Origin of the sequence: Pseudomonas sp. TH37, assembly GCF_016650735.1 — a bacterium.
GTDB classification, from domain to species: domain Bacteria; phylum Pseudomonadota; class Gammaproteobacteria; order Pseudomonadales; family Pseudomonadaceae; genus Aquipseudomonas; species Aquipseudomonas farris.
Map to the genome: position 1 here is coordinate 339671 of NZ_JAEKFD010000003.1, position 24754 is coordinate 364424.

General features: G+C 58.1%; 13 protein-coding genes. 10 read left to right on the forward strand and 3 right to left on the reverse strand.

Annotated features, from left to right (window positions below; translation table 11 throughout):
* Positions 1-9: 9 nt before the first annotated feature.
* The gene (locus JFU11_RS10820) at positions 10-933 is read right to left on the reverse strand and encodes a LysR family transcriptional regulator (protein ID WP_030131889.1); all 924 of its coding nucleotides are present in this window, start codon (positions 931-933) and stop codon (positions 10-12) included.
* 49 nt (positions 934-982) lie between these two features.
* Between JFU11_RS10820 and JFU11_RS10825 the strand changes: the two genes are divergently transcribed.
* From JFU11_RS10825 to JFU11_RS10835, 3 genes are all read left to right on the forward strand, one after another.
* Complete coding sequence (locus JFU11_RS10825) at positions 983-1312, forward strand: 3-phosphoglycerate kinase (RefSeq protein WP_123719237.1); 330 nt, start codon at positions 983-985, stop codon at positions 1310-1312.
* 151 nt (positions 1313-1463) lie between these two features.
* A complete protein-coding gene (locus JFU11_RS10830) occupies positions 1464-2063 on the forward strand; it encodes an FMN-dependent NADH-azoreductase (RefSeq protein ID WP_123719236.1) in 600 nt (199 codons plus the stop codon).
* Positions 2064-2406: 343 nt separating this feature from the next.
* Entirely contained in the window at positions 2407-3273 is an 867-nt protein-coding gene (locus JFU11_RS10835; RefSeq protein WP_201060592.1) for a carboxylate/amino acid/amine transporter, read from the forward strand.
* A 108-nt stretch (positions 3274-3381) separates the two neighbouring features.
* Here JFU11_RS10835 and JFU11_RS10840 read toward each other — a convergent pair whose 3' ends face one another.
* Positions 3382-4680 carry a mechanosensitive ion channel family protein gene (locus JFU11_RS10840; RefSeq protein WP_201060593.1) on the reverse strand — a complete coding sequence of 433 codons (1299 nt, stop codon included), beginning with the start codon at positions 4678-4680 and terminating at the stop codon, positions 3382-3384.
* 193 nt (positions 4681-4873) lie between these two features.
* Between JFU11_RS10840 and JFU11_RS10845 the strand changes: the two genes are divergently transcribed.
* Complete coding sequence (locus JFU11_RS10845; RefSeq protein ID WP_008153197.1) at positions 4874-6220, forward strand: DEAD/DEAH box helicase; 1347 nt, start codon at positions 4874-4876, stop codon at positions 6218-6220.
* Positions 6221-6334: 114 nt separating this feature from the next.
* Here JFU11_RS10845 and JFU11_RS10850 read toward each other — a convergent pair whose 3' ends face one another.
* Entirely contained in the window at positions 6335-6610 is a 276-nt protein-coding gene (locus JFU11_RS10850; protein WP_201060595.1) for a hypothetical protein, read from the reverse strand.
* A gap of 95 nt (positions 6611-6705) precedes the next feature.
* Here JFU11_RS10850 and JFU11_RS10855 point away from each other — a divergent pair, with 95 nt between their 5' ends.
* From JFU11_RS10855 to JFU11_RS10880, 6 genes are all read left to right on the forward strand, one after another.
* Entirely contained in the window at positions 6706-7005 is a 300-nt protein-coding gene (locus tag JFU11_RS10855; protein WP_201060596.1) for a hypothetical protein, read from the forward strand.
* Positions 7006-7135: 130 nt separating this feature from the next.
* Positions 7136-7417: a hypothetical protein gene (locus tag JFU11_RS10860; protein WP_201060597.1), complete on the forward strand. Its 282-nt coding sequence runs from the start codon at positions 7136-7138 to the stop codon at positions 7415-7417.
* Positions 7418-7633: 216 nt separating this feature from the next.
* Positions 7634-8290 carry a transposase gene (locus JFU11_RS10865; protein ID WP_201060598.1) on the forward strand — a complete coding sequence of 219 codons (657 nt, stop codon included), beginning with the start codon at positions 7634-7636 and terminating at the stop codon, positions 8288-8290.
* Between the two features lie 212 nt (positions 8291-8502).
* A complete protein-coding gene (locus tag JFU11_RS10870; protein ID WP_201060599.1) occupies positions 8503-9678 on the forward strand; it encodes a tetratricopeptide repeat protein in 1176 nt (391 codons plus the stop codon).
* Positions 9679-9935: 257 nt separating this feature from the next.
* A complete protein-coding gene (locus JFU11_RS10875; RefSeq protein ID WP_201060600.1) occupies positions 9936-11642 on the forward strand; it encodes a ShlB/FhaC/HecB family hemolysin secretion/activation protein in 1707 nt (568 codons plus the stop codon).
* Between the two features lie 24 nt (positions 11643-11666).
* Positions 11667-24749, forward strand: coding sequence for a hemagglutinin repeat-containing protein (locus JFU11_RS10880; RefSeq protein WP_201060601.1), 13083 nt, complete (start codon positions 11667-11669; stop codon positions 24747-24749).
* Positions 24750-24754 lie beyond the last annotated feature (5 nt).

Below are 24754 nucleotides of genomic sequence, written 5' to 3' on the forward strand. Positions count from 1 at the left end.
CACTCCGTGTCAGGCTTGTTCAGGGGCGGCGAAGGGCGCATCCAGCGGCGCGGTATCGAAGGTGCGCAGCAGTTCGATGAGAATCTGCGTGGCCGGGCCCAAGGGTTTGTCCTTGTTTGAATACAGATAGAAGCTCGGGTTGCGACTGCCACCCTGGTCCAACGGTAGCACTTTGAGCGTCCCTTCCTTCAGTTCGCGCTCGATCATGTGCCGGGGCAGCCAAGCGAAGCCCAGGCCGCTGCTGACGAAAGTCGCGGCGGTGGCCAGGCTGCCAACGGTCCAGCGCTGTTCGGCGCCGAGCCAGCCGACGTCTCGCGGTTGTTGACGGCCGGAGTCGCGGATCACCACTTGCATCTGGCTTTCCAGGTCCTGGAAGTTCAGTTCGCGGTTCAGACGATGCAAGGGATGCTCGGGGTGGGCGACTGCGATAAATTCGACGTCGCTCAATTCTGCGCCCAGATAACCGGGAATGCTGAAACCGGTGATGGCCAGATCGGCCACGCCTTCAAGCAACACTTCCTCGACACCCGACAACACTTCTTCGCGCAGACGCACCCGGCAGCCACGGCTTTGCGGCATGAACGCGGTCAGTGCGCGAACGAGGCGGGCGCTGGGGTAGGCGGCATCGACCACCAGCCGCACTTCCGCTTCCCAGCCTTGCTCCATGTGATGGGCCAGGTCTTCCAGTTGGCTGGCCTGTTTCACCAATTGCCGGGAACGGCGCAACAGTACGCCGCCGGCTTCGGTGAGCACCGCTTTACGGCCGTCGATGCGCAGCAATGGCACACCGAGTTGGTCCTGCATGCGCGCTACGGTGTAGCTGACCGACGATTGCGAGCGGTGCAACGCTTCGGCGGCCTGGGCGAAACCGCCGTGATCGACCACGGCCTGCAATGTTCGCCATTGATCAAGGGTCACGCGGGGCGCTTTCATGTTGAGCTCCTCTTGTCCTAAGCTGGCAGTCCCTATTGGAGGCTGCTGAATGAAAAAACTTTGTTGTGTGATGGCGGGTTGTGCGGTGTTGGCGATGTTGCCGCTGACTGCATTTGCTTATCCGATCGACGTTCAAAAGCAATTGAACGGCTTGAGCATCGACTACAACGCCTTTGATACAGATGCCGATATCGCCTCCATTCAAGTGAACAACTACGGCACCACCGATGCGATCTGTAAGGTAGTTTTCAACAATGGCCCGGAAGCGCCCCGGACCCGCAACATCGAAGTGGCCGCCGGAAAACACAAAAATGCTACCGCCAAGTTCAACCGGACCATCATCAAGATGCGTATCAACCTGACCTGCACCCCGAAATGACATCGAGCGGAGCAAGCCGGCTGGGGCATGCTCCGCTTATAAACGAATTTATCGATGCTTTATAGCAGTTATTTGCGCTTTTTCATCGATATGACTCTGTTTAACCTTCACTCCATCGACCTACAGCATTCTCAGATGGAGGCTACATCCCATGTCCCGTGTTCTGATCATCGAAAGCAGCGCCCGTCAGCAAGACTCGGTTTCCCGCCAGCTGACCCAGACCTTCATCAGCCAATGGAAAGCCGCACACCCAGCCGACCAGATCACTGTCCGTGACCTGGCCACCACCCCGGTGCCGCATCTGGACATCAACTTGCTGGGCGGCTGGATGAAACCTGCCGAACAACGCAATGACATCGAGCAAGCCTCGCTGGAACGCTCCAACCTGCTGACCGATGAACTGCTGGCCGCCGACGTGCTGGTGATGGCTGCGCCGATGTACAACTTCACCATTCCGAGCACCCTTAAAGCCTGGCTCGACCACGTGCTGCGTGCCGGCGTGACTTTCAAGTACACCGAAACCGGCCCGCAAGGTTTGCTCAGCGGCAAACGCGCTTATGTGCTGACCGCTCGCGGTGGTATCCATGCCGGAGCCGCCTCGGATCACCAGGAACCGTACCTGCGCCAGGTCATGGCCTTCATCGGCATCCACGACGTAACGTTCATTCACGCCGAAGGCATGAACCTGGGCGGCGGCTTCCAGGAGAAAGGCCTGAACCAAGCCAACGCCAAGCTTTCCCAGGTCGCCTGACCCGTTAATCGCCAGATAATCGCTGGATGCTCTAGTGACCTGGCGCAACCCTTCAAGCCTGTACGCGCATCGAACCTCCCTTTGCACTTGTTGCTCCTGAGTGCTCTAGCCCGATTGAACGCATTAGCGAGATCGGGCTTTTTTTTGCCTGGGATTTGCTGAGCACAACATAAACCTGTGGGAGCGGGCTTGCCCGCGATGGCGGTGTGTCAGGCCGCATTGAATTCGACTGACACACCGCTTTCGCGGGCAAGCCCGCTCCCACAGGTTTTTGTGTGTTGCTGACTGTTCGCGATGACGGGCAAAACCCGCTATCGTCGCCGCCATTCGAAATGAGGCGAGCATGGGCTATCTACTTTTTGTCACGCTGATCCAGGCGTTTTCCTTCAGTTTGATCGGCGAATACCTGGCCGGGCATGTCGACAGTTACTTCGCGGTGCTGGTGCGGGTGCTGCTGGCGGGGCTGGTGTTCATTCCGCTGACGCGCTGGCGTCAGGTCGAGCCGGCGTTCATGCGTGGGATGTTGCTGATCGGCGCCCTGCAGTTCGGCGTGACTTACGTTTGTTTGTATTTGAGCTTCCGGGTGCTGACGGTGCCGGAAGTGTTGTTGTTCACCATCCTCACGCCGCTGCACGTGACCCTGATCGAAGACGCGCTGAACCGGCGCTTCAATCCTTGGGCATTGATCGCGGCATTAGTGGCGGTGGCGGGCGCGGCAGTGATTCGCTTTGACCGAATCAACCCGGATTTCTTCATGGGCTTTCTATTGCTGCAACTGGCCAACTTCACCTACGCCGCCGGGCAGGTGCTCTACAAACATCTGGTGGCCCGTCATCCGAGTGATCTGCCGCATTACCGGCGTTTCGGCTACTTCTACCTGGGCGCCTTGGCGGTGGCATTGCCGGCGTTTCTGCTGTTCGGCAAACAGAACTTCCTGCCCGAAGCGCCGCTGCAATGGGGCGTGCTGCTGTTCCTCGGCCTGGTCTCGACTGCATTGGGGTTGTACTGGTGGAACAAGGGCGCGTGCCTGGTGAATGGCGGGACGTTGGCGGTGATGAACAACCTGCATGTGCCGGTGGGGTTGCTGATCAATCTGCTGATCTGGAATCAGCATGAAGAGCTGGGGCGGTTGTTGTTGGGTGGATCGGTGATTTTGATGGCGGTGTGGATTAGTCGGTTGGGTGTACGCAACTTTGTGGCTATCCACTGAACCCTGTGGGAGCGGGCTTGCCCGCGATAGCATTGTGTCAGGCAATATTAATATCGACTGACATGGCCTCATCGCGGGCAAGACAGCTCCCACAGGTTAGAGGCGGTGCTACATGATGTGTTTTTCGGGTTCGGGAATGTGGCTTGCGCCGAGCACCGCCGGGAGCAACCCCGACCGCAGATCACCACCGCTCGGCTGCTGATAAAGGCTCAAACCAAACTCCGGCAGCACCGCCAGCAGGTAATCGAAAATATCCCCCTGAATCCGCTCGTAATCAGTCCACGCGGTGGTGCGGGTGAAGCAGTAGATTTCCAGCGGGATACCTTGAGCGGTGGTCTGCATCTGGCGAACCATGCAGGTCATGTTCGGCTGAATCTCCGGGTGACTCTTCAGATACGCCAGCGCATAAGCGCGGAAGGTGCCGATGTTGGTCATCCGTCGACGATTGGCCGACATCGCCGCGACGTTGCCCTGAGCTTCGTTCCAGGCCTTGAGCTCGGCTTTCTTGCGGCTCATGTAGTCGGTCAGCAGATGCACCTGGGCCAACTTCAGCTCTTCGTCATCGCGAATAAACCGCACGCCGCTGGCATCGATGAACAGGCTGCGCTTTATCCGGCGCCCGCCGGACTGCTGCATGCCGCGCCAGTTCTTGAACGACTCGGACATCAGGCGCCAGGTTGGGATCGACACAATGGTCTTGTCGAAATTCTGCACCTTGACGGTGTGCAAGGTGATGTCCACCACGTCACCGTCCGCACCGACTTGCGGCATTTCGATCCAGTCGCCGACCCGCAGCATGTCGTTGCTGGTCAGTTGCACACTGGCGACGAATGACAGCAGGGTGTCTTTGTAGACCAACAGAATCACCGCCGACATGGCGCCCAGACCCGACAGCAGCAACAGCGGCGAACGGTCGATCAGCGTGGCGACGATGATGATCGCGCCAAACACGAACAACACCATTTTCGCCAGTTGCACATAGCCCTTGATCGAGCGGGTGCGGGCGTGTTCGGTGCGGGCATAGATGTCCAACAGGGCATTGAGCAATGCGCTGACGGCCAGCACCAGGAACAGAATGGTGAACGCCAGCGCCACATTGCCGAGGAAGTTCAGGCTGGTCTTGCCCAACTCCGGCACCAGGTGCAGGCCGAACTGGATCACCAGCGAGGGCGTCATCTGCGCCAGGCGATGAAACACTTTGTTGTGGCGAAAATCAGTGATCCAGTGCAACGACGGCTGGCGACCGAGGATTTTGGTCGCATGAAGAATGAGGTAACGCGCCACTCGTCCGAGCACCAGCGCCACGACTAGCAGCAACATCAGCGCGAGCGTGGAATGCAGGAGCGGATGCTGATCGAGAGCACCCCAGAGGTCTTGGGCGTTGAGCCAGAGCTGTTTGATATCCATGGGTGAAAACGGTTCTTCTGTAGGACGCGACGGAGCGATTAGAGCATTTAAGACGTTCCGGATGACGTTTGGGGACAAATCAGGCAACAAAAAAACCACTGTTTGCAGCCGTTTGTATAAAGAAACTCGGCCTTCGCGCTCGAAACCGTTACCCTATGCAGCTGTTTTTTTGTATTTCTTCGAGGTAGCACCCGTGTTTTCCCAATTCGCCCTGCACGAACGCCTGCTCAAAGCCGTGGCCGAGCTTAAATTTGTCGAGCCAACGCCTGTGCAAGCAGCGGCTATCCCGCTGGCGCTCCAAGGGCGTGACCTGCGGGTGACAGCGCAAACCGGTAGCGGCAAAACCGCTGCATTCGTTTTGCCGATCCTCAACCGCTTGATCGGCCCGGCTAAAGTCCGCGTCAGCATCAAGACCCTGATCCTGCTGCCGACCCGCGAGCTGGCCCAGCAGACCATCAAGGAAGTCGAGCGCTTCGCTCAGTTCACCTTCATCAAGTCCGGCTTGATCACCGGCGGTGAAGACTTCAAGGTCCAGGCCGCCATGCTGCGCAAGGTGCCGGACATCCTGATCGGTACGCCGGGCCGGATGATCGAGCAACTGAACGCCGGCAACCTCGACCTCAAAGAAGTCGAAGTGCTGGTGCTCGACGAAGCCGACCGCATGCTCGACATGGGCTTTGCCGAAGACGTGCAGCGTCTGGTGGAAGAGTGCACCAACCGTCAGCAGACCATGCTGTTCTCCGCCACCACCGGCGGTTCGGGCCTGCGCGAGATGGTCGCCAAGGTCCTGAACAACCCTGAACACCTGCAGCTGAACAACGTCAGCGATCTGAACGCCACCACTCGTCAGCAGATCATCACCGCCGACCACAATCAGCACAAAGAACAGATCGTGAACTGGCTGCTGGCCAACGAGACCTATCAGAAGGCCATCGTGTTCACCAACACCCGGGCCATGGCCGACCGTATCTACGGCCGTCTGGTGGCGCAGGAATACAAAGCGTTCGTGCTGCACGGTGACAAGGACCAGAAAGACCGCAAACTGGCCATCGACCGTCTGAAGCAGGGCGGCGTGAAGATCCTCGTGGCCACCGACGTCGCAGCCCGTGGCCTGGACGTGGAAGGCCTGGACCTGGTGATCAACTTCGACATGCCGCGCAGCGGCGACGAATACGTTCACCGCATCGGTCGTACCGGTCGCGCCGGCAACGATGGTCTGGCCATCTCGCTGATCTGCCATGGCGACTGGAACCTGATGTCGAGCGTCGAGCGCTACCTCAAGCAGAGCTTCGAGCGCCGCACCATCAAGGAAGTCAAAGGCACCTACGGCGGACCGAAAAAGGTCAAGGCCTCGGGCAAAGCCGTTGGCGTGAAGAAGAAAAAGGTCGACGCCAAAGGCGACAAGAAGAAAACCGGCGCCAAGGCCCCGACCAAGCGCAAGATCGCCAACCGTCCGAAGACCGACGCCCTGTCGCTGGTCAGCAAGGACGGCATGGCCCCGCTCAAGCGCCGCAAGCCGGAAGCACCGGCTGCTGAATAAAGCGCGGTAGCGATCCAATAAAAAACCCGGACAATGTCCGGGTTTTTTTACGTCAAAAAATCGCAGAAACCCGTGTAGGAGCTGCCGAAGGCTGCGATCTTTTGATCTTGCCCTTTAACTCTCGGCTTTCTTCTCCGCCGACTGCAACTCCTTGAGACGCTGATCGATCAACTGGCACTTGTCCGGCAAATCCTTGCTGGCCGTCTCCAGGTCCATCTTCTGCAACTCATCATTGATCTCCTTGGCCTTGGCCGGGTTCTGCTCAGTGATCTTGGCAACTTCTTTGGCCAATTGTTCGCGCTTGGCGGTGGCTACATCGGGAGGGCAGGCCCAAACGGGGAGGGCACAGGCGAGGGTGGCGGCGAAGGTGATTTTTAGCAGGGTTTTCATAGATTGAGCCTCAGTTTCCGGTTAAGGCGGGTTATCCGGTTGAGGGGCGAAGGGTGTGAAAAGTTCAGCTTCCGAGGGCCGCAGGGTATGTTTGCATGACCGAGCCAGGCAGCGACTCTCAGAGCAGTCCCTTCATCGAGAAACCAGACGTGAAAAAACAGCTTGAGTTCGAAAAGGTGGGGGATATCAATAGCGATTTCCCTTATCTATGCGTTTACTTCAAGGGAGAAAATGATCCGTTCATGGAAATTGGCATCTCACGAGAGCAGGCCATCGAATTCATTTTTTATACCGGACAGAAAAAAACAATACTGAGTTTCTCTCTGTGGGAGGAAGTAGCTGAACGTGCCCGCATGTTCCTGAAGGCCGAAATAGCCAATCAGGCTTTTGAGTGAGAGAGCCCACGAAAGAGCGAAAGGGTTAGAAAGTGGCTTAAACAAATCTGCAATGGTCGGGTGAATAAATAAATCCGTCCATTTTTCTCTTCAGGCAAACCGTGCAATCGGTAAGGACCCAGGATTTTAAATGATCAGTACAGAAAGCATCAGCATCCGGCTTGGGGATGAATACGATGATGTGTTGAGGGCCGCTTTGGTGTCGGTGCTTTTATCGCGAGGCGCTGTAGGCGCGGGCAGTTCCTGGGGCGTTGGTGGATCTCAGGAACTTGATACGGCACGCGTTAAAATAGGTGAGGAAGTGATCACCATTGAGTCCGAGACATACATGGGGTTGACGATCGAAGGCCCAAAACTGGTTGTGGAGGCGCTGGCTAAAGAAATCAGTGAACGACTCGATGTCAGAAAATAAATCTGTCGTCTTTGTTTGCTTGGAGGGATATGACAGATGATTAGATAACGGGGACAGACCACGTTTCTTCTGTATCGCACTTTAACGATCTGAAATAGTGTGCAATAGATAGGGGCATTGTTTTTTCGTAGGATTGACTAAGCTTTTGGCATCATTAATTGTGAACGGATTCACCATATGCCACGCAGAGCACGTGTCTTGATGCCAGGTGTTCCCTTGCATCTGATTCAACGAGGAAACAATAGATCAGTTTGCTTTTTTTCAGAGGATGATTACCTTTTTTATTTAGAGCTGCTTGCTGAACAGGCCAACAAAAATGCATGTGAAATTCATGCGTGGTGTCTTATGACTAATCATGTCCATTTGTTGATTAGCCCTCATGAGAAAAACAGTGCCAGTTCGCTTATGAAAGGAATAGGGCAGCGATATGTGCAATACATAAATCGTACATATGGACGTAGTGGGACTTTATGGGAGGGACGCTTCCGGTCGTGCCTTGTTCAAAGTGATAGTTATGTATTGGCTTGTTATCGCTACATTGAGATGAATCCTGTCAGAGCCAAAATGGTGACGCATCCTGCGGAATATCGTTGGTCGAGTTATCGTGCTAACGCCCAATCAGAATTTTCGCACCTCATTACCCCGCATGCTCAGTACCTATCGCTTGGGGACACACATATATCGACTACTGAAGTCTATCGCGAGCTTTTTAGAAGCGAGTTGGAGATAGGATTGGTTGACCAGATTCGGGCTGCCACCAATGGCAACTATGTGCTTGGTGGTCCGCGATTTACTGCCGAAGTCGAAGCTATGATTGGGCGACGAGCTCGGCGGGGATGCCCGGGCAGACCGAAAAAAAATTCTATTCCTTAGATAGGAAACGTGGTTTCCCCATTTTTACTAGGGGTTTTTACTTGTTGTTAATCCTTGCTCCTACGCACTTCCCTGGTTTTTTCAGCGATTCCCTTAGTGAACAAATTTCCTATGCAATTGTCGGGCACCCGACGCAAAAACTGTGTATGGTTCGCGCCAAAATCTGTAGGACATTTCGCTATGTCCGTTACTTTCACTTAAAGGAATTAAGTATGCGGTTTTTTTGCGTGGCTTCGGTGTTGTCGTTGTGGGCGGCGGCGTTTTCGGTGCAGGCCGAGCAACTGCCGATCGAAGTGCTGAGTGCGGTGGTCAAGGACCAGAAGATCGCCGACGCCGAGCTGCTATTGCAGCGCAACGGCGCGCAAAACGTGGTGGGTCGCACCAATGCTCAGGGCCAGGTCAGCCTGACCACCGAGTTTGCCGATGATGCCGGCAACCTGTTGATCATCAAGAAGCCCGGCTACTCCAATCTGGTGGTCAAGTGCCCGTGCAAGGGCATGACCTATGCCATCAGCCCGGTAATGCAGAACCTCGACGGTCTGCGCGTGGTGCTGACTTGGGGGGCGACCCCGTCGGACCTCGACTCCCACATGATCTTCCCCGGCAACAACATCTATTTCCAAAAACGGCAGGGTGATGATGCCAATCTGGATGTCGACGACACCACCAGCTATGGCCCGGAAACCATCACCCTGGAGAAGAAGCACTTCGGCGAAAGTTACGTCTACGCCGTGCATGATTTCAGCAATGGCAGCGAGTCGGGTTCGCGCGATCTCTCCAACAGCCAGGCCAAGGTGTTCGTGTACATGGGCCAGTCACTGGTGCGCACCTACTACGTGCCGCAGAACCGCAGCGGCAACCTGTGGACCGTGTTCCGCATGACCGGCAATGGCGACTTCCAGGACATCAACAGCATTACGGGTGCCAGGGTCAATGCGGCAAACGTGTTGAACGAAGTGTCGCCGTTGCTGGATGACAGCGTTGCCCTGACGGCGGTGGCGGTCAGCGCTTCGGCACAGGCCGATGCGAAAGGCCTGAACACCAAAGGCGAAGCGGCCTACAAAACCGGTAACCTGCCGCTGGCAATCGACTTCTTCCGTCAGGCGATCGATCTGAATAACAGCTACGGTCAGGCCTACGGCAACCTGGGCCTGGCGTATCAGAAGGCCGGTAACACCGCCGAGTCGATCTGGGCCAACCGCAAGGCCATTGCCCTGGCCAGCGGCAATTCGGCCGCCACCGTACGTGCCGGTTCCTACTACAACATTGCCCGTATCTATGAAGCGGCCGGTCAGTTCCCCGACGCCCTGCGTCATTACCAGTTAGCCAAGGCGCAGAAGGCCAACCCGGTGTATGACACGGCCATCGAGCGCGTACAAAACCGTTGATCGCCTGGTGTTGATCTGACCCCCACAACGCGCCGCACTCCGGCGCGTTGTGCATTCATGGGGAGGTGAATCCGGCTACACCCTCCAGGCACATGACCATCTCCTCCAACGAAATGCCTAATCAAAAGGCGAACGCAACACCCCTCTACCGTCCATCGACCCCACCCCCAAATGGATCCATTCATTGACGCCAGAATAGTGGCCATCTAATATCGCGCCACTATTATGCTATCAACCTCCATTTCGAGGGATCGAACATGTACCCACCCGCCCTCGTGGCGAGGTTGTGCCTGGCTTTGCTGTGCCTTTCTCCGCTAAATCTTGCTCATGCCGCTCCCACTCCCGGTGAAACCGATCTGATCCGCGAACGTCAGGATCGCTTGCTCGAAGAGCAGCGTCGGCGTCTCGAAGAACTCAAGGAATTACCCGGCAAGGAGGCCAAACCCACGCAACCGACGGCCCCGGCCGATGCCCGTTGTTTCCCCATCAAGGACATCGAGCTCAAAGGCGCCGACAGTCTCTCGGACAGCGATAAAAATCGTCTGCTCAAGCCTTATATCGGTCAGTGCCTGGGTGTCACGCAGCTCAACGAGCTGCTGAAAGTCATCACCGATTACTACATCGAAAAAGGCCTGGTCACTAGCCGGGCCTATTTGCCGCAGCAGGATTTGTCCGGCGGGCATCTGAAGGTGCTGGTGGTCGAGGGCAGGCTCGAAGGGTTGAAGGGCGCGGAGGGCAGCAAGCTGTCGGACCGTGAACTGGGCATGGCTTTCCCGGGCAAGAGCGGTGACCTGGTCAATCTGCGGGAAATCGAGCAGATGGTGGATCAGCTGAACCGCTTGCCGTCGAATCAGGCGCAGATGGAATTGTCGCCGGGCAAGAACGTTGGCGGCAGCGAAGTGCTGGTCAAGAACACCCCGCAGAAGCCGTGGCGTGCCGGGTTGTCGCGCAGTAATGACGGCCAGCGCAGCACCGGCGAGCAGCAGTGGGGCACGACGTTTGATTGGGACAGCCCGCTCGGTTTGGCTGATCAGTTGATGCTGCGCGGTGGTCACGATGCGATGACCGATCACCAGCACACCTCCAACAACGCGATGCTCAATTACAGCGTGCCGTGGGGCTGGTGGAATTTCAGTTACACCTACAGCCAGAGCGAGTACCGCTCGCAAGCGCAGGCCAACGGTTTCAATTTCAAGCAGACCGGCGACAGCGAAAACCATCAGCTGCGTGCCGAGCGGGTGATCCATCGCGACGCCCTGAGCAAGACCTCCCTCAGCACCGGTGTCTCGTACCTGCGCACCAACAACTTCATCGAAGACAGCAAACTCAAGCTGAGCAGCAACCGCATCAGCGAAGCACAGTTCGGCATCAACCACGGTCGACGGATTGGCAGTGCCTTCGTCAACCTCGACCTGGGCATGCAGGAAGGCATCGGTGCGTTCGACGCTCAGGGCAACGGTCACCCGGGCCCCGGCGAGCCGGACGCGCGTTACCGCAAATACACCGCCACCGCGAGCTACCTGCAACCGTTCAAGCTGTGGGGCGAGTCCTTCAGTTTCAGCAGCCTGATGACCGGCCAGCGCAGTGAAGACGTGCTGTTCAGCCCGCAACGCACCAGCCTCGGCGGGCAGTCGTCGATCCGTGGTTACAAGGATCAATCCTTGTCCGGGGACAGCGGCGGCTACTGGCGCAACGACCTGCGCTGGAGTCGCCCGGTGACCCTGGAATGGCTGCGCCCGGTGTTCGCCGAATACGGCACCAGCCTCGGCTACGACCAGGGCGTGATCCGTGGCGATCGCTACAACGGCGATCAGCACGGGCGCATGTCGAGCAACTCGGTGGAGCTGTTTGCCCGGGGGCAGCACCTGGCCGCCAGCGTGACCTTTGCCCATTCCCTGGAACGCCCGGACACCCTGACCGAGCGTGAAGCGCCGATCTATTTCCGCGTGGATTTCTTCCTCTAATTACGCCTCTTCGAGACTACCGACATGGATGTTCGCCACCACGCTTTTCTCGCTCGCCAGCCCTCTGCGGATCTGAAAGCCCGAGAACACTTCTGGGGCATGCCCAAGCGCGGTTTGGCGTTCCTGTTGGCCAACGTCATGTTCTGGCAACCGATGTGGGCGCAGGCCGACGGGATTGTCGTGGCTACGCCGGGTACCAGTCTCGGTCAGGCGGGCAACGGTGTACCGATTATCCAAATCGCCACGCCCAACGGCAGCGGCCTGTCGCATAACCAGTTTCACGATTACAACGTCGGCACCCAGGGCGTGATCCTCAACAACGTCGCCAACCAGACCGGCGCGACGCAATTGGGCGGGATCATTATCGGCAACCCGAACCTGACCAACCGGGTCGCGGCACAAACCATCCTCAACGAAGTGGTCGGCGGCAGCCCGAGTCAGTTGCGCGGTTACACCGAAGTGGCGGGGCAGTCGGCGCGGGTGATCGTCGCCAACCCTTATGGCATCAGCTGCAACGGCTGCGGCTTCATCAACACCCCGCGCGTGACGTTGACCACCGGCAAACCGGTGCTGGACAACGGTCGGCTGGATCGCTTCCAGGTCGATCAGGGCAGCGTTGCCATCGACGGCGCCGGGCTGAATGCCAACAACGTCGACCGCTTCGAAATCATCACCCGTAGCGCCAAGATCAACGCCGAGATTCAGGCGAAAAACCTGACCATCGTCGCCGGTCGCAACGATGTCAACGCCGACAGCCTCAACGCCACCGCTCGTGCCGATGACGGCAGCGCCAAACCACAACTGGCCATCGATTCCTCGGCCCTCGGCGGTATGTACGCCGGGGCGATCAAACTGGTGGGCACCGAGGCCGGGGTCGGAGTGAAACTCGACGGCCAACTGATCGCCAGCGGTGGCGATATTCAGCTCGATGCCAATGGCCACTTGAGCCTGGTCGACACCTCGGCCACGAACGGCGCAGTCAATGTCAAAGCCGCAAGCCTCGATGCGCGTGGCCCGGTCTACGCCGGCACGGCGCTGAACATGCAAACCCAAGGCAACCTGACCAACCAGCAAACCCTCGCGGCCCGGGACAGCATCGCGCTGAGCGCCGGCGGAGTGCTGACCAACAACGGCATCATCGAAGCCGGAGTCAACGCCGACACCAGCCGCAACGCCACGGGCGATGTGAGCCTGAACGCGCAGAACCTCAACAACACCGGCAAAAGCGTTATCGCCAGCCGCAACCTGACGGTCAATGCCGCGCAGGCGTTGAATAACCAGGGGGTGATCACCAGCAATGGCAACCTCACGGCGAATCTCGGCCACCTGAACAACCACGATGGCGAAGTCTCCAGCGCAGGCAACACCAGCATCACCGCGACGACGCTGGACAACAGTGACGGCCAGGTGACGGGCGACGTTGCACTGAACATCGGTTTGATCGGTGCGCTGAATAACCAGAACGGTGTGCTGGGGTCCGGCCAGAGCGTGAGCCTCAGCGCCGCCAGTCTGGATAACAGCCATGACGGCAGTCTGGTCAGCGATGGCAGTCTCACCGCCCGTATCAATGGCCTGTTCGACAACCAGAACGGCGACCTGAGCGCCAAAGGCGTGGTCGACCTTCAGACCGGCAGTCTCGACAACCGCAATGGCAGCCTGACCGGCAAGGATCGGCTGACCCTGCGCAGCGATTCGCTGGACAACCGCACCGGTAAAGTACGCGCTGGCAAAGACCTGCAACTGACCGTTGGACAACTCGATAACCGCCAGCTAGGTCTGCTCAACAGCCAGGCCGCCATCAACTTCAATGGCACGCATCTGGATAACCGCGGCGGCTTGCTCAGCGCGGCGGGTCCGGTGCAACTGGAGGCGGCCAGCGTCGACAACAGCGGCGGTCGCATCTCCAGCCAAACCGATCTGACGGCCAAGGTTGCACAATTCACCAACCAGGGCGGCGAACTGGTCGCCCAAGGGATGTTGACCCTCAATGGCAAGGGGCTCGATAACCGCAACGGCGGTCTGGTAGGCGCGACAAAAGCGCTGAAACTCAACGTCGATGAGGTGGACAATCGCGGCGGCGAAATCTCCAGCGCCGTTGATGTGGCCATCGAAGGCCAAAGCCTGAACAACAGTGACAACGGCAAGATCCTGGCCGGCACCGAGCTGGGCCTGAAAGTGGCGCAGATCATCAACCAGACCCAGGGGCTGTTGTTCGGCAAGGGCGCCACGACGGTTACAGGGCAGAGCCTGGACAACAGCGGTGGCAGCCTTGTCACTCAGCTTGGGCTGGATATTCGTCTCGATAATGCCTTGAGCAACATTGAAGGCCTGATCAGCAGTGAAGGGATGCTGACGGTCAACGCGGCCAGTCTCGATAGCGCTCGCGGCAGCTTGTCGAGCGCCGGCGCACTGGCGGTGACGACGACGGGAGTGTTGAACAATCAGGGCGGTTCGATCACCACCGACAGCGGCCTGACCCTCAAAAGCGCAAGCCTGAACAACAGCCAGAACGGCCTGATCAGCGGCAAAAACGCGACCAGCGTTACGACCGGTACGTTCGACAACACTCAGGGTGGGCAGTTGATCAGCGGCGATACGCTCGAGCTGACTGCGACCCAAGTCAGCAACGGTGTTGCCAGCCGAATCGCCAGCGACAAGGCCCTGACCGCCAGTGTCACCGGTTTCGATCAGCAGGGCGGTCAGCTGTTCAGCAAAACGTCCCTGAGCCTGGACTTGAATCAGGGCCAACTGAACAACCAGAACGGGCTGATCAACGCGCCGTTGCTGATGTTGAAAAACCTCAAGGACGTCAACAACCAGAACGGTGAAATCTCCAGCGCCCAGGCCTTCACACTGGCCGCGCAGAACCTGGATAACAGCAACGGCAAGTTGATCAGCAATCAGGGTTTGACGCTGCACATCGATCAACTGCTCACCAGCATCAAGGGCCTGATTGCCTCACAGACACTGGAGGTGCACAGCGCTCGTCTGGACAACACCGGCGGCTTGATCAGCAGTCGCGGTACCCTTGGGGTGACGGTCGACGGTCAGCTCGTCAATCAGGACGGTACGTTCATCGCTGACGGTGACGTGCACATCAGCGCCGATAGCCTGGACAACACCCGTGGCCAGATCGCCGGTAAAACTGATGTCACGGCCAGCGTTGAGACCCTGAACAACCAGGGCGGTCAATTGATCGCAACCGGTGGGCTCACCCTGACGGGCATCAGCCTCGATAACCGGTTTGGTGGCTTGGTCGGTGCGACCAACGCCCTGCAACTGAACGTCGAATCGGTCGACAACCGCGGTGGCGAGTTGTCGAGCAAGTCAGATGTGACCCTGGTGGGTAACCGTCTGGACAACAGCGATGGCGGCCAGGTATTCGCCGAAGGCACATTGGCGCTGACGGTTGATCAGGTGCTCAACCGCGCCAAAGGCCTGCTCTCGGGCAAGGCCGATCTCACACTGACCGGCCGCGATTTCGATAACAGTGACGGCTCTCTGTTGAGTCAGAAAAACCTGACGCTCGATCTCACGGGTGATCTGAACAACAGCAAGGGCCTGCTCAGCGCTGAAGGTACGCTCGGGGTCACGGCCGTCAGCCTGACCAACACCCTGGGCAGCGTTTTCGCGGCCGGGCCGCTGACGTTGACTACTACCGGCGCTGTACTCAATCAGGGCGGCGAAATCGTTACTGACGCGGGCATCACACTCAACAGCGCCAGCCTGGATAACCGCAACAACGGCAGCATCAGCGCCAAGGGCGCAGTGGTCGTCAACACCGGTGCACTGGATAACAGCCACACCGGTCGCTTGAACAGCGGCGCTAGCCTGGACCTGACGGCCACCCAACTGACAAACCAAAACGGCGGCCGCATTGCCAGTGTTGGTGCGTTGACTGCCAGCGTCACTGGCCTGGATCAGCAAGGGGGGCAACTGTTCAGCAACACGTCCCTGGCGCTGGATATGAACAATGGCCAACTGAACAACCAGAATGGCCTGATCAGCGCGCCCTTGCTGATGCTCAAAAACCTCACCGACATCAACAACGACGGCGGTGAGATTTCCAGCGCCGGGGCTTTCACTCTCGCCGCTCGTAGCCTGAACAATAATAGCAACGGCAAACTGCTGAGCAATCAGAACCTGACCCTGCGCATCGATCAGGCGCTGACCAACCTCAAAGGTCTGATCGCCGCCGCGGCACTCGACATCAAAGCCGCCAGCCTGGACAACAGCGGCGGTACGCTGACCAGCCGTGCCAACCTCGACCTGAACCTCGACGGGCTGTTGACTAACCAGAACCTGGGGCTGATCAACGCCACCACCGGCCTGACGATCAACAGCAGTGGCCTGAATAATCAGAACGGTTCTTTGCTGGGCAGCGCCATTGCCATCGATTTCGGGGCGGCCACCGGGGACCTGAACAACAGCGGCGGCCTGATCACCACAGCGGGCTTGCTGAGCCTCCAGCACCTGCGCGACCTGAATAACCAGAACGGCGAAATCTCCAGCAGCCAAAGCCTCGACCTGACTTCCCGTGCGCTGGATAACAGCGGCGGCAAACTGATCAGCAGCAACCTGCTGACGGTCAACGCCGACACGGTACTCAACCAAGGTGGTCTGTTTTCCGGCTGGCAAGGTCTGAGCCTCACCAGCAACAGCCTGGACAACCGCAACAAAGGCACGCTGTCGAGTCACGACGCTGATGTGGCCGTCAGTGTCAGCGGTGCACTTCTCAACAGCGGCGAAGGTGCGCTGGTCGGCCAGAAAACCCTGAGCGTCAACGCGGCAAGCGTGGACAACAGCAACGGCGGCATCCTCTCCAGTGGCGGCGCCCAGACCCTGACTATCAGCGGTCTGCTGAACAACCAAGGCGGTTTGATCGACAGCGGTGCAACCCTGGCCATGCAGGCCATGACCCTGGGTAACGCCGGCGGCACGGTCAACGCAAAACAGGACCTCAGTTTTACTGGCACCACACTGGATAACACCGGTGGCAATCTGATCGGCAACGCTGCCGTGACCCTGGACCTGCTCGGCGCCTTGACCAACACCAACGGCAAACTGGCCAGCGCCGGTCCGCTGCGGGTGCAACGCACCACACACATCAATAACCAGGGCGGCCAACTCGCCAGCCAAGGCTTGATGACCCTGCTCACCGGTGGCCTGGACAACCGTAATCTCGGCACCATCGCGGCCAACGATCTACTGACCATCAACACGGCCGGTACGCTGCAAAACAGCGCCGACGGCCAGATCTACAGCCAGAATGGCGACCTGCAAATCCAGGCCACCAGCCTCGCCAACGCCAAGGGCACCCTGCAAAGCCAGGGGGCTTTGAACCTCACGATCGGCGGCGATATCGACAACCAGAGCGGCCGCATCGTCGCCAAAGACGGTGACCTGTCCATAAAGGCCACCAACCTCGATAACCGCGGCGGCGTGCTCGCCAGCCTGCAAGCAGCGTTCACGGCAAACCTGAGCGGCGTGCTGAAAAACGGGTATGACCTGAACAACAACCGCCGCAGCGGCGTCACCCAGGCCCAGCGCCTGAACCTGACTGCGCTGGCCGGCATCGACAACTACGGCGGGCGTATCGCTGCGCAAAGCGGCGACGCGATCATCGTCACCGGCAACTTCGACAACCGCAACGGCGGCCTCTACGCCAAAGGCAAGGTCAACGTCACCGGCAACAACTTTGACAACAGTGGCGACAATGACGGCCAGATCGCCGGTCAACAGATCGACCTCAACCTCAGCGGCGCCCTGAACAATCGACTGGGCATCATCGAGAGCGACAGCACCCTGTCGATCAAGGCTGCCAGCCTCGACAACCAGACCGGCCAACTGCGCGCCCTCGGTACAAGTGGCAAAACCAGCTTCCAGATCGGTGGCCTGTTCGACAACCGCAACGGCACGTTGGAAAGCGCCAACACCGACCTGACATTGGCAGTGGGCAGCTTTCTCAACGGTGGCGGCAGTCTGCTGCACGTGGGCAACGGCACCTTCGACATTTCCACCGCCAACGTCACCGGCGCGGGCGGCACCATCGTCACCCGTGGCGGCCTGACCCTTAATGCCGACAGCTGGACCAACAGTAATGTCATCCAGGCTGGGCGCCTGACCGTTAATGTCAATAGTTTCACCCAGACGGCGAGCGGTCAGTTGCTGGCCTCGGACAGCCTTGTCGGCACGGGTGTCAATTGGTTCAACGAAGGGTTGATTGCCAGTGATGGCAGCCTGAACGTGGGGCTGAGCGGTGCTTACTGGGGCAGTGGTCGCCTCAGCAGCCAAGGGACTCTTGGCCTGAACGCCGCGCAAGTGAGCCTCAATAGCGTCACTTCGAGCATCGCCGGCGGTAGCGACACCACACTCAATGTCAGCGGCCAGCTGGACAATGCCGGTCGGCTGACCTCGGCCGCCAACCTGACGGTTAACGCTGGCGGGATCAGCAACTTTGGGACGTTGGCCGGCGCTCAAAAACTGACTGTCACTACCGGGTCGCTGGTCAACAATCGTGGGCTGATTTTCAGTGGCGGCGACATGAGCCTGCGGGTCAACGCGTTGAACAACAGCTACGCCAACATCTACAGCCTGGGCAATCTCACGATTGATCGTAATGGGCAAGGCGCCCAGGCCGCCAGCATCGTCAACAGTTCGGCGTCGATTCAAAGCGACGGCACCATGAGCCTGGCGGCGAGCACAATTCAGAACGTGCGCGCAGTACTGACAACCAACAACCAAGGCATCTACACCGCCTCCATTACCAACACCGACTGCGCGATTTTGAACAACGCCGACTGCAGCGGCAAGCAGCACTATGCCTGGAAAATCGTGCAGCGCGATAAGTTTGAGGTCACCGAGGCCAGTGCCGCGTCCAGCATCACGGCGGGTGGGGACCTGAGCCTGACCGGTGGCGACCTGCTGAACCAGAGTAGCACCATCGCCACCGGCGGCAATCTGAGCGCTTCGCTGGTCAATCTGACCAACAGCGGTATCGAGACCGGCGAAACCGAAACCACCCGAGTATTTCAATCCGAGCGAACCCGGAGTCCAGGTGGGTGGTTTAACGCGGCGAGTGCCTTTACTAACAAGTACTGGTACGAAAGCGGGGGCTACGACGCCAATGACCTGGGCGGTCTTGAGGCCGCAATGGCCAACTTTATTGGCACGACCGAAGGGGAGACTACGCACCTTCGCACGACCGAAAAACTTGCCTCCAGCGACCAAAGCTACGCCGCCGTGATCCAGGCCGCGGGCGCGGTCAACATCAACGCCCAGAACAACATCGACAACAGCGTCGTACGCCCTGGTTACACCTACGTGGGCAGTGGTCCGCGCACCGGCACCAACGCTTCGGGCAGCCAGTTCTCCACCCGTATCACCGTCAATCAACAACTGCCGCCCAACCTGGCCCAGCAGCAAGTCAACCCGCTGACCTTGCCTGGCTTCAGCCTGCCCACCGGGCAAAACGGCTTGTTCCGCCTGAGCGGACAAGACAGCAGCACGCCAGTGGCCAGCGCTCCACAAAGCTGGACCATGGGCGGCGCCAGCGTTACCCCGACCCAGCGTCAACAATCGCTGCCCAGCGTCCAGCCACGGGACATTCTACTGGGCAGCAACGCTCAGGCCTCCGCCAGCAGCGTTAACCTGAACCCGGTGGATCATCAGACGTTGAACGTGGGCGTCGGTGCCAGCGCGATCGACGTCAGCGCGCCGGCTGCCAATTCAACCGGCTCGACGCTGCCTGGTCGTTCCACGGCCTTTACAGTCAATCGTGTCCAAGGGTTGCCGGCCAGCAGTGGTCAGTCCAAACCCCAGAAATACCTGATCGAAACCAACCCGGTGCTCACCAACCTCAAGCAATTCATGAGCTCGGATTACCTGCTGTCGAACCTGGGTTACGACGCCGATCAAAGTGCCAAGCGCCTGGGTGACGGTTTCTATGAACAAACCCTGATCCAACAGGCCGTGGTTGCCCGTACCGGCCAGCGCTTCATCGATGGGCAGACCTCCAACGACACGCTGTTCAAATACCTGATGGACAATGCCATCGCCAGCAAAACGGAGCTCAACCTGTCGCTGGGCGTCAGCCTGACCTCCGAGCAAGTCGCGGCCCTGACCCACGACATTGTCTGGATGGAAAACGCCGAAGTGAACGGCGAGCAAGTGCTGGTGCCGGTGCTGTACCTGGCCAACGCCAACAACCGCCTGGCCGCCAATGGCGCCCTGATCCAGGGCAGCGACGTGACCCTGATCGCCGGCAAAGACCTGAACAACGCCGGCACCTTGCGCGCCTCCAACAACCTGTCGGCCACCGCCACCAACGACCTGGTCAACAGCGGCCTGGTGGAAGCCGGCAATCGCCTCGACCTGAAAGCCGGCAACAACCTGGTCAACAAGGCCGGTGGCATCATCGCCGGCCGTGACGTCACGTTGACTGCCACCCGTGGCGACGTGATCAACGAACGCACCGTCACCACTCACGAAAGCGGCAGCGGCTATCGCAACGAACGCACTGACTTCGTCGACAACGCCGCCCGCATCGAAGCCGGAAACACGCTCACCCTCAACGCCGGACGCGATATCAACAACGTTGGCGGCGTGCTGAAAAGCGGTGCTGATACCACGATCACTGCCGGTCGCGACGTCAACCTCACTTCAGCCGAACAGATCGTCAGTGGTGAGCGCGGTCGGCATCGTGATCAGACCATCACTCAATATGGCTCAGACATTGATGTAGGGCAGGACCTTAAGGTCAATGCCGGACGGGATATCACCGCTATCGCCAGTCAGATCGACGCCAAACGCGATGTGAACATGAGCGCTGTTGGCGATCTGACTCTGGCCTCGGCGGCGGATGAGCAGCACTCGTATAGCAAGAGTAAGAAGGTTACCAGTCAGGAAGATCATGTCAGTCAGGTGTCTAGCACGGTCAATGCCGGGGGCAATATTACCCTCAGCGCTGGCAAGGATCTGGATCTGATTGCCAGCCGGGTGAGTGCGGGGGATGAGGCCTATTTGTTTGCTGGCGATGATGTGAACCTGGAAACAGCGGATAACGTCGATTACTCCTATTACTCGAAAACCAAGAAGGGTTCATTCGGCAAGAAAAAGTCGACGATGACCGAAACCGACAGCGTCATGTCTGTAAGTTCGAGTGTCGAGGCAGGGAATAAGCTGGTGATCTCTGCCGGGCAGGATTTCAACGCCACAGGCGCCAAGCTGAACAGCGATGGGACATTGCTCGCTACCGCAGGCCGCGACATCAATCTTGATGCCGCCGAAGACTACGCAAGCCAGGCTAACGCATCGTCTAAAAAGGGATGGTCCTCCAGCAAGTCCAGCAGCTCGGAAGTCACGCAGACCCGCTTGAACAGTACTGAGCTGGTCGCAAAAAACATCGAGCTGAAAGCCGACAACGACATCTCGCTGACGGCCGCTGCACTGCGTGCTGAAGAGGCGGTGAAACTCACCGCCGGCAACGACGTATTGATTGGTGCGGGCGAGGAAACTCAAACAACCGAACAGGCGAAAAGCTCCAGCAAGGCCAGTGCAACGTTCACGGGTTTGCTGTCTTCCACACAAAAATCGCAACAAGGGAAAACGACCTCAACCCAAAGCATTGGCAGTGATATCAGTGGCGGCAGCATTCAAATCAAGAGTGGCCGTGACACTGTTGTTGAGGGCAGTACGCTGGTGGCCGACAAAAACATCGGCATTGATGCCGGTCGCAATCTAGAGATCACTAGCGCTGAAAATACCGAGACTTCGAGCTCAAAATCCGGCAGTAAAAAAGTCGGTGAAATAGGCTCCTGGTGGCAGGGTGCGACAGGGATCGTCAAGCAGAAAGAAGCCGATCAATACACCTCTACCCGCCAGTCGGGCAGCCAGATCGCGTCGCTGGGCGGCAATATCAGCCTCACGGCGGGTGACCATTACACCCAGACCGCCAGCCAGTTAGTCACGCCTCAGGGTGATATCGGCATCACCGCCAAGCATGTCGATATCGAGGCCGGTTTCGACACCATGGAATCCACCAAAACGGCCAGTACCAGCCGTACGGCCATCGGCGGAACGGTGAGCATTCCGCTGCTTGACGCGTTGCGTGGCATTCAGCAGATGGGCGAAGCGGCGCAGAAAACCAATGACGGGCGAATGCTTGCACTGGCAGCCGTGAACGCAGCCATGAGTGCAAAGCAGGCTATGGATGCCGGTCAGGCATTGATGGAGAGCCCGAAAACCGGGATCAAGATTAGCGTCAATCTCAGTGACAGCCGCAGTCATAGTGAAAGCAGCCAAAGCGGTCGCAATGTAGTGGGCAGCGATGTAGTGGCGGGCGGTAACGTCAAGGTCGTTGCCACTGGTGATGGTGCGAACAGCGATATCAACGTAGTCGGCAGCCGGATCGAGGGCGGCGGCGATGTCAGCTTGAAGGCTGACGGTGAAATTAACCTGCTGTCGGCGCAAAACACGGCGCATCAGGAAAGTACCAACAGCAACAGCGGCTGGAGTGCCGGGATCGGGATCGGCTTTGGTGGGGCGCAAAACGGCATCTCGTTCGAGCTGGCGGCCAATGCGGGACGCGGTAATGCTGATGGCGACGACGTCACTCAGACCAACACCCATATCAAGGGCGGTAAAAGCGTCAACCTGGAAAGTGGTGGGGATACCAACATCAAAGGTGGGGTCGTCTCCGCTGACCTGGTGAAGGTCAAGGTGGGCGGCGATCTGAACATCGAGAGCCTGCAGGACACCAGCACCTACACCTCTAAACAATCGAGCGCGAACGTCGGCGTCAGTATCTGTGTTCCGCCGATCTGTGCTGGCATGAGCAGTATCAGTGGCGGCGTGTCTTCGCAGAATATGCACAGCGAGTACGCCAGTGTCAGCGAGCAATCGGGCATCAAGGCGGGTAATGGCGGATTTCAGGTAGAGGTCACCGGCAATACCGACCTCAAGGGAGCGGTCATCGCCAGTACCGACAAAGCGGTAGCCGATGGAAAAAACACCCTGAGCACCGGAACACTCACCAGCTCCGACATCAAGAACAAAGCTGAGTACGACGCCACCAGCATTAACCTGAGCGGGGGTTACGGCGGTGACATAGGCCGTGATGCAAAAGGCAATGCCAGCGCCACGGCCAACCCAAATGGACCGAAGGTGCCGAGTAAAGGTGGGTTTAGTGTTTCCACTCCGGTCGTGTTGTATGCCGGTGACAGTTCCAGCAGCATCACCCACAGCGGGATCAGCGGCGCAGCGGTCACCATCACCAATACGGTCAAACAACAGGAGGTGACCGGGCAGACGGCAGAGCAGGCAATTGCCGCGATCAATACCGATGTCTCCAGCGATCGTGATGGCAGTAACAAACTCAAACCGATCTTCGATGCACAAGAAATCGGCGTGGATTTTGAGATTGTTGGCAAGTTCGTGCAGAACGTTTCTCAGTACATTGAGAGTCGTGCGCGAGAAATCGACCAGATGAAGGAGCAGGCCAATAAGGAAAAGGCTGCTGCTAATAATGAGACATTGCCTATCGCGGAGCGGATAGCCCACCACGAGAACTACCTGCAGCTCAATCAGCAGATCAAGGAGGTCGGCGATAACTGGGGAGCCGGCGGCACTTACCGGCAAATCGCAACAGCCCTGGTCGCCGGGATCAGCGGAAATGTGGCCGGCAGTGGCGCCCAGTTCGCGCAAAACATGGTGGTCAACTACGTCCAGCAGCAAGGCTCGGCGTACATCGGCGAACTGGTGAAAAAGGGCCTGAAGGAAGGTAGCCCTGAGCACGCAGCCCTGCATGCAATTCTTGGATGTGCTGGCGCTGCCGCCAGTAACCAGAGCTGCTCAGCCGGTGCCTTGGGTGGTTCTGCCGCCAGCGTGTTGGCGGGTCTGTTCGCCGATTCCGATCCGAACGAAACCGCAGTAGAGCGAGAAGCCAAACGCAACATCATCACCAGCCTGGTGGCCGGTATTGCGGCCATGAGCAACCCGAACGGCGCGGCGACTGCCAACAACGCGGCTACCGCGAACGTTGATAACAACTGGTTGGCGACGCAGCAGTACGTTCAGGCAAAGAAAGAAATTGATGCTGAACCTAATTTGCTCAAGAAATTGGCGATCGCTACAAAGTGGCAGATCACTTCTCTACGGCAGGATGTATTGACTGGTTCGGGGGTCCTCAAAGGCTTCACGGACGGGATGGCTGGAGCGGGTTTAGGAACCTTGGATAGCGCAGTCACGTTCTTGACCGACCCAGTTCAGAGTTGGGAAGCCGTCAAGGAGTTTGCATCTTCCGATGAGGCCAAGGCGCTGTTGGGTGACGCAATAGCCGCTGCGTTCAAGTCCCAAATTGACCAGATTGGAAAGGCGATCGTCGAAGGCGGCGACGCCAACGCAGAAAATCTTGGCAATCAAATGGGGCAGGCGCTGGCGCTTGTAGTACAGCTCATGATTGGCGGGGGGAGCAGTTCCGCCAACAGCGCGCTGACTCTTTCGAGAATGGGGATCGACGTTTCGGTCAACACCGTCAAAAAAATCGGCGCGTCGGTTGATATCAACGTCGTCAAAACTAAGATCAACAAGCTGCAAGATCTGATGCCGGATTCGGATGTGCCGATATATGTCCCGCCTCCAATCACGGCTGAAACGTTAAGCCGAGATATTGTTAAGAAGATTTTGTCAATCGAAAAAGGCTCGCGACCTCTTCCTGATACATATCTTTCTCAAGCGTATAGAGATATGCACGCTAAAATGTTTGACGAAGGTGTTGTTCGTGTTCAGCCCTCCGCACCTACCGGGACCATTGGTAGGACTGAAACTTGGGTATTGCCTAAGAGTGTTGCGCAAGATGCGATATCGCGCGCAAACGGGGATGTCTCGAAGTTAGAACAATATCTGGGGCTTGATAAAGGGTATCTTGGTAACAATCCGGTCTTGGTGAATATTACAAAAGTCGATGGATATCGCATTCCATCAGGTAATGAGTTTGGTGCAAACGATTTTTGGAGACCCGGTGGATTTACTAGTCCTGGAGGTTTGCCAGAAGCTGTGATAAATCCTGTGCAGCCAGGAGGCTACACCGTTTCTAATGTTTTTCGGTAAAGGTG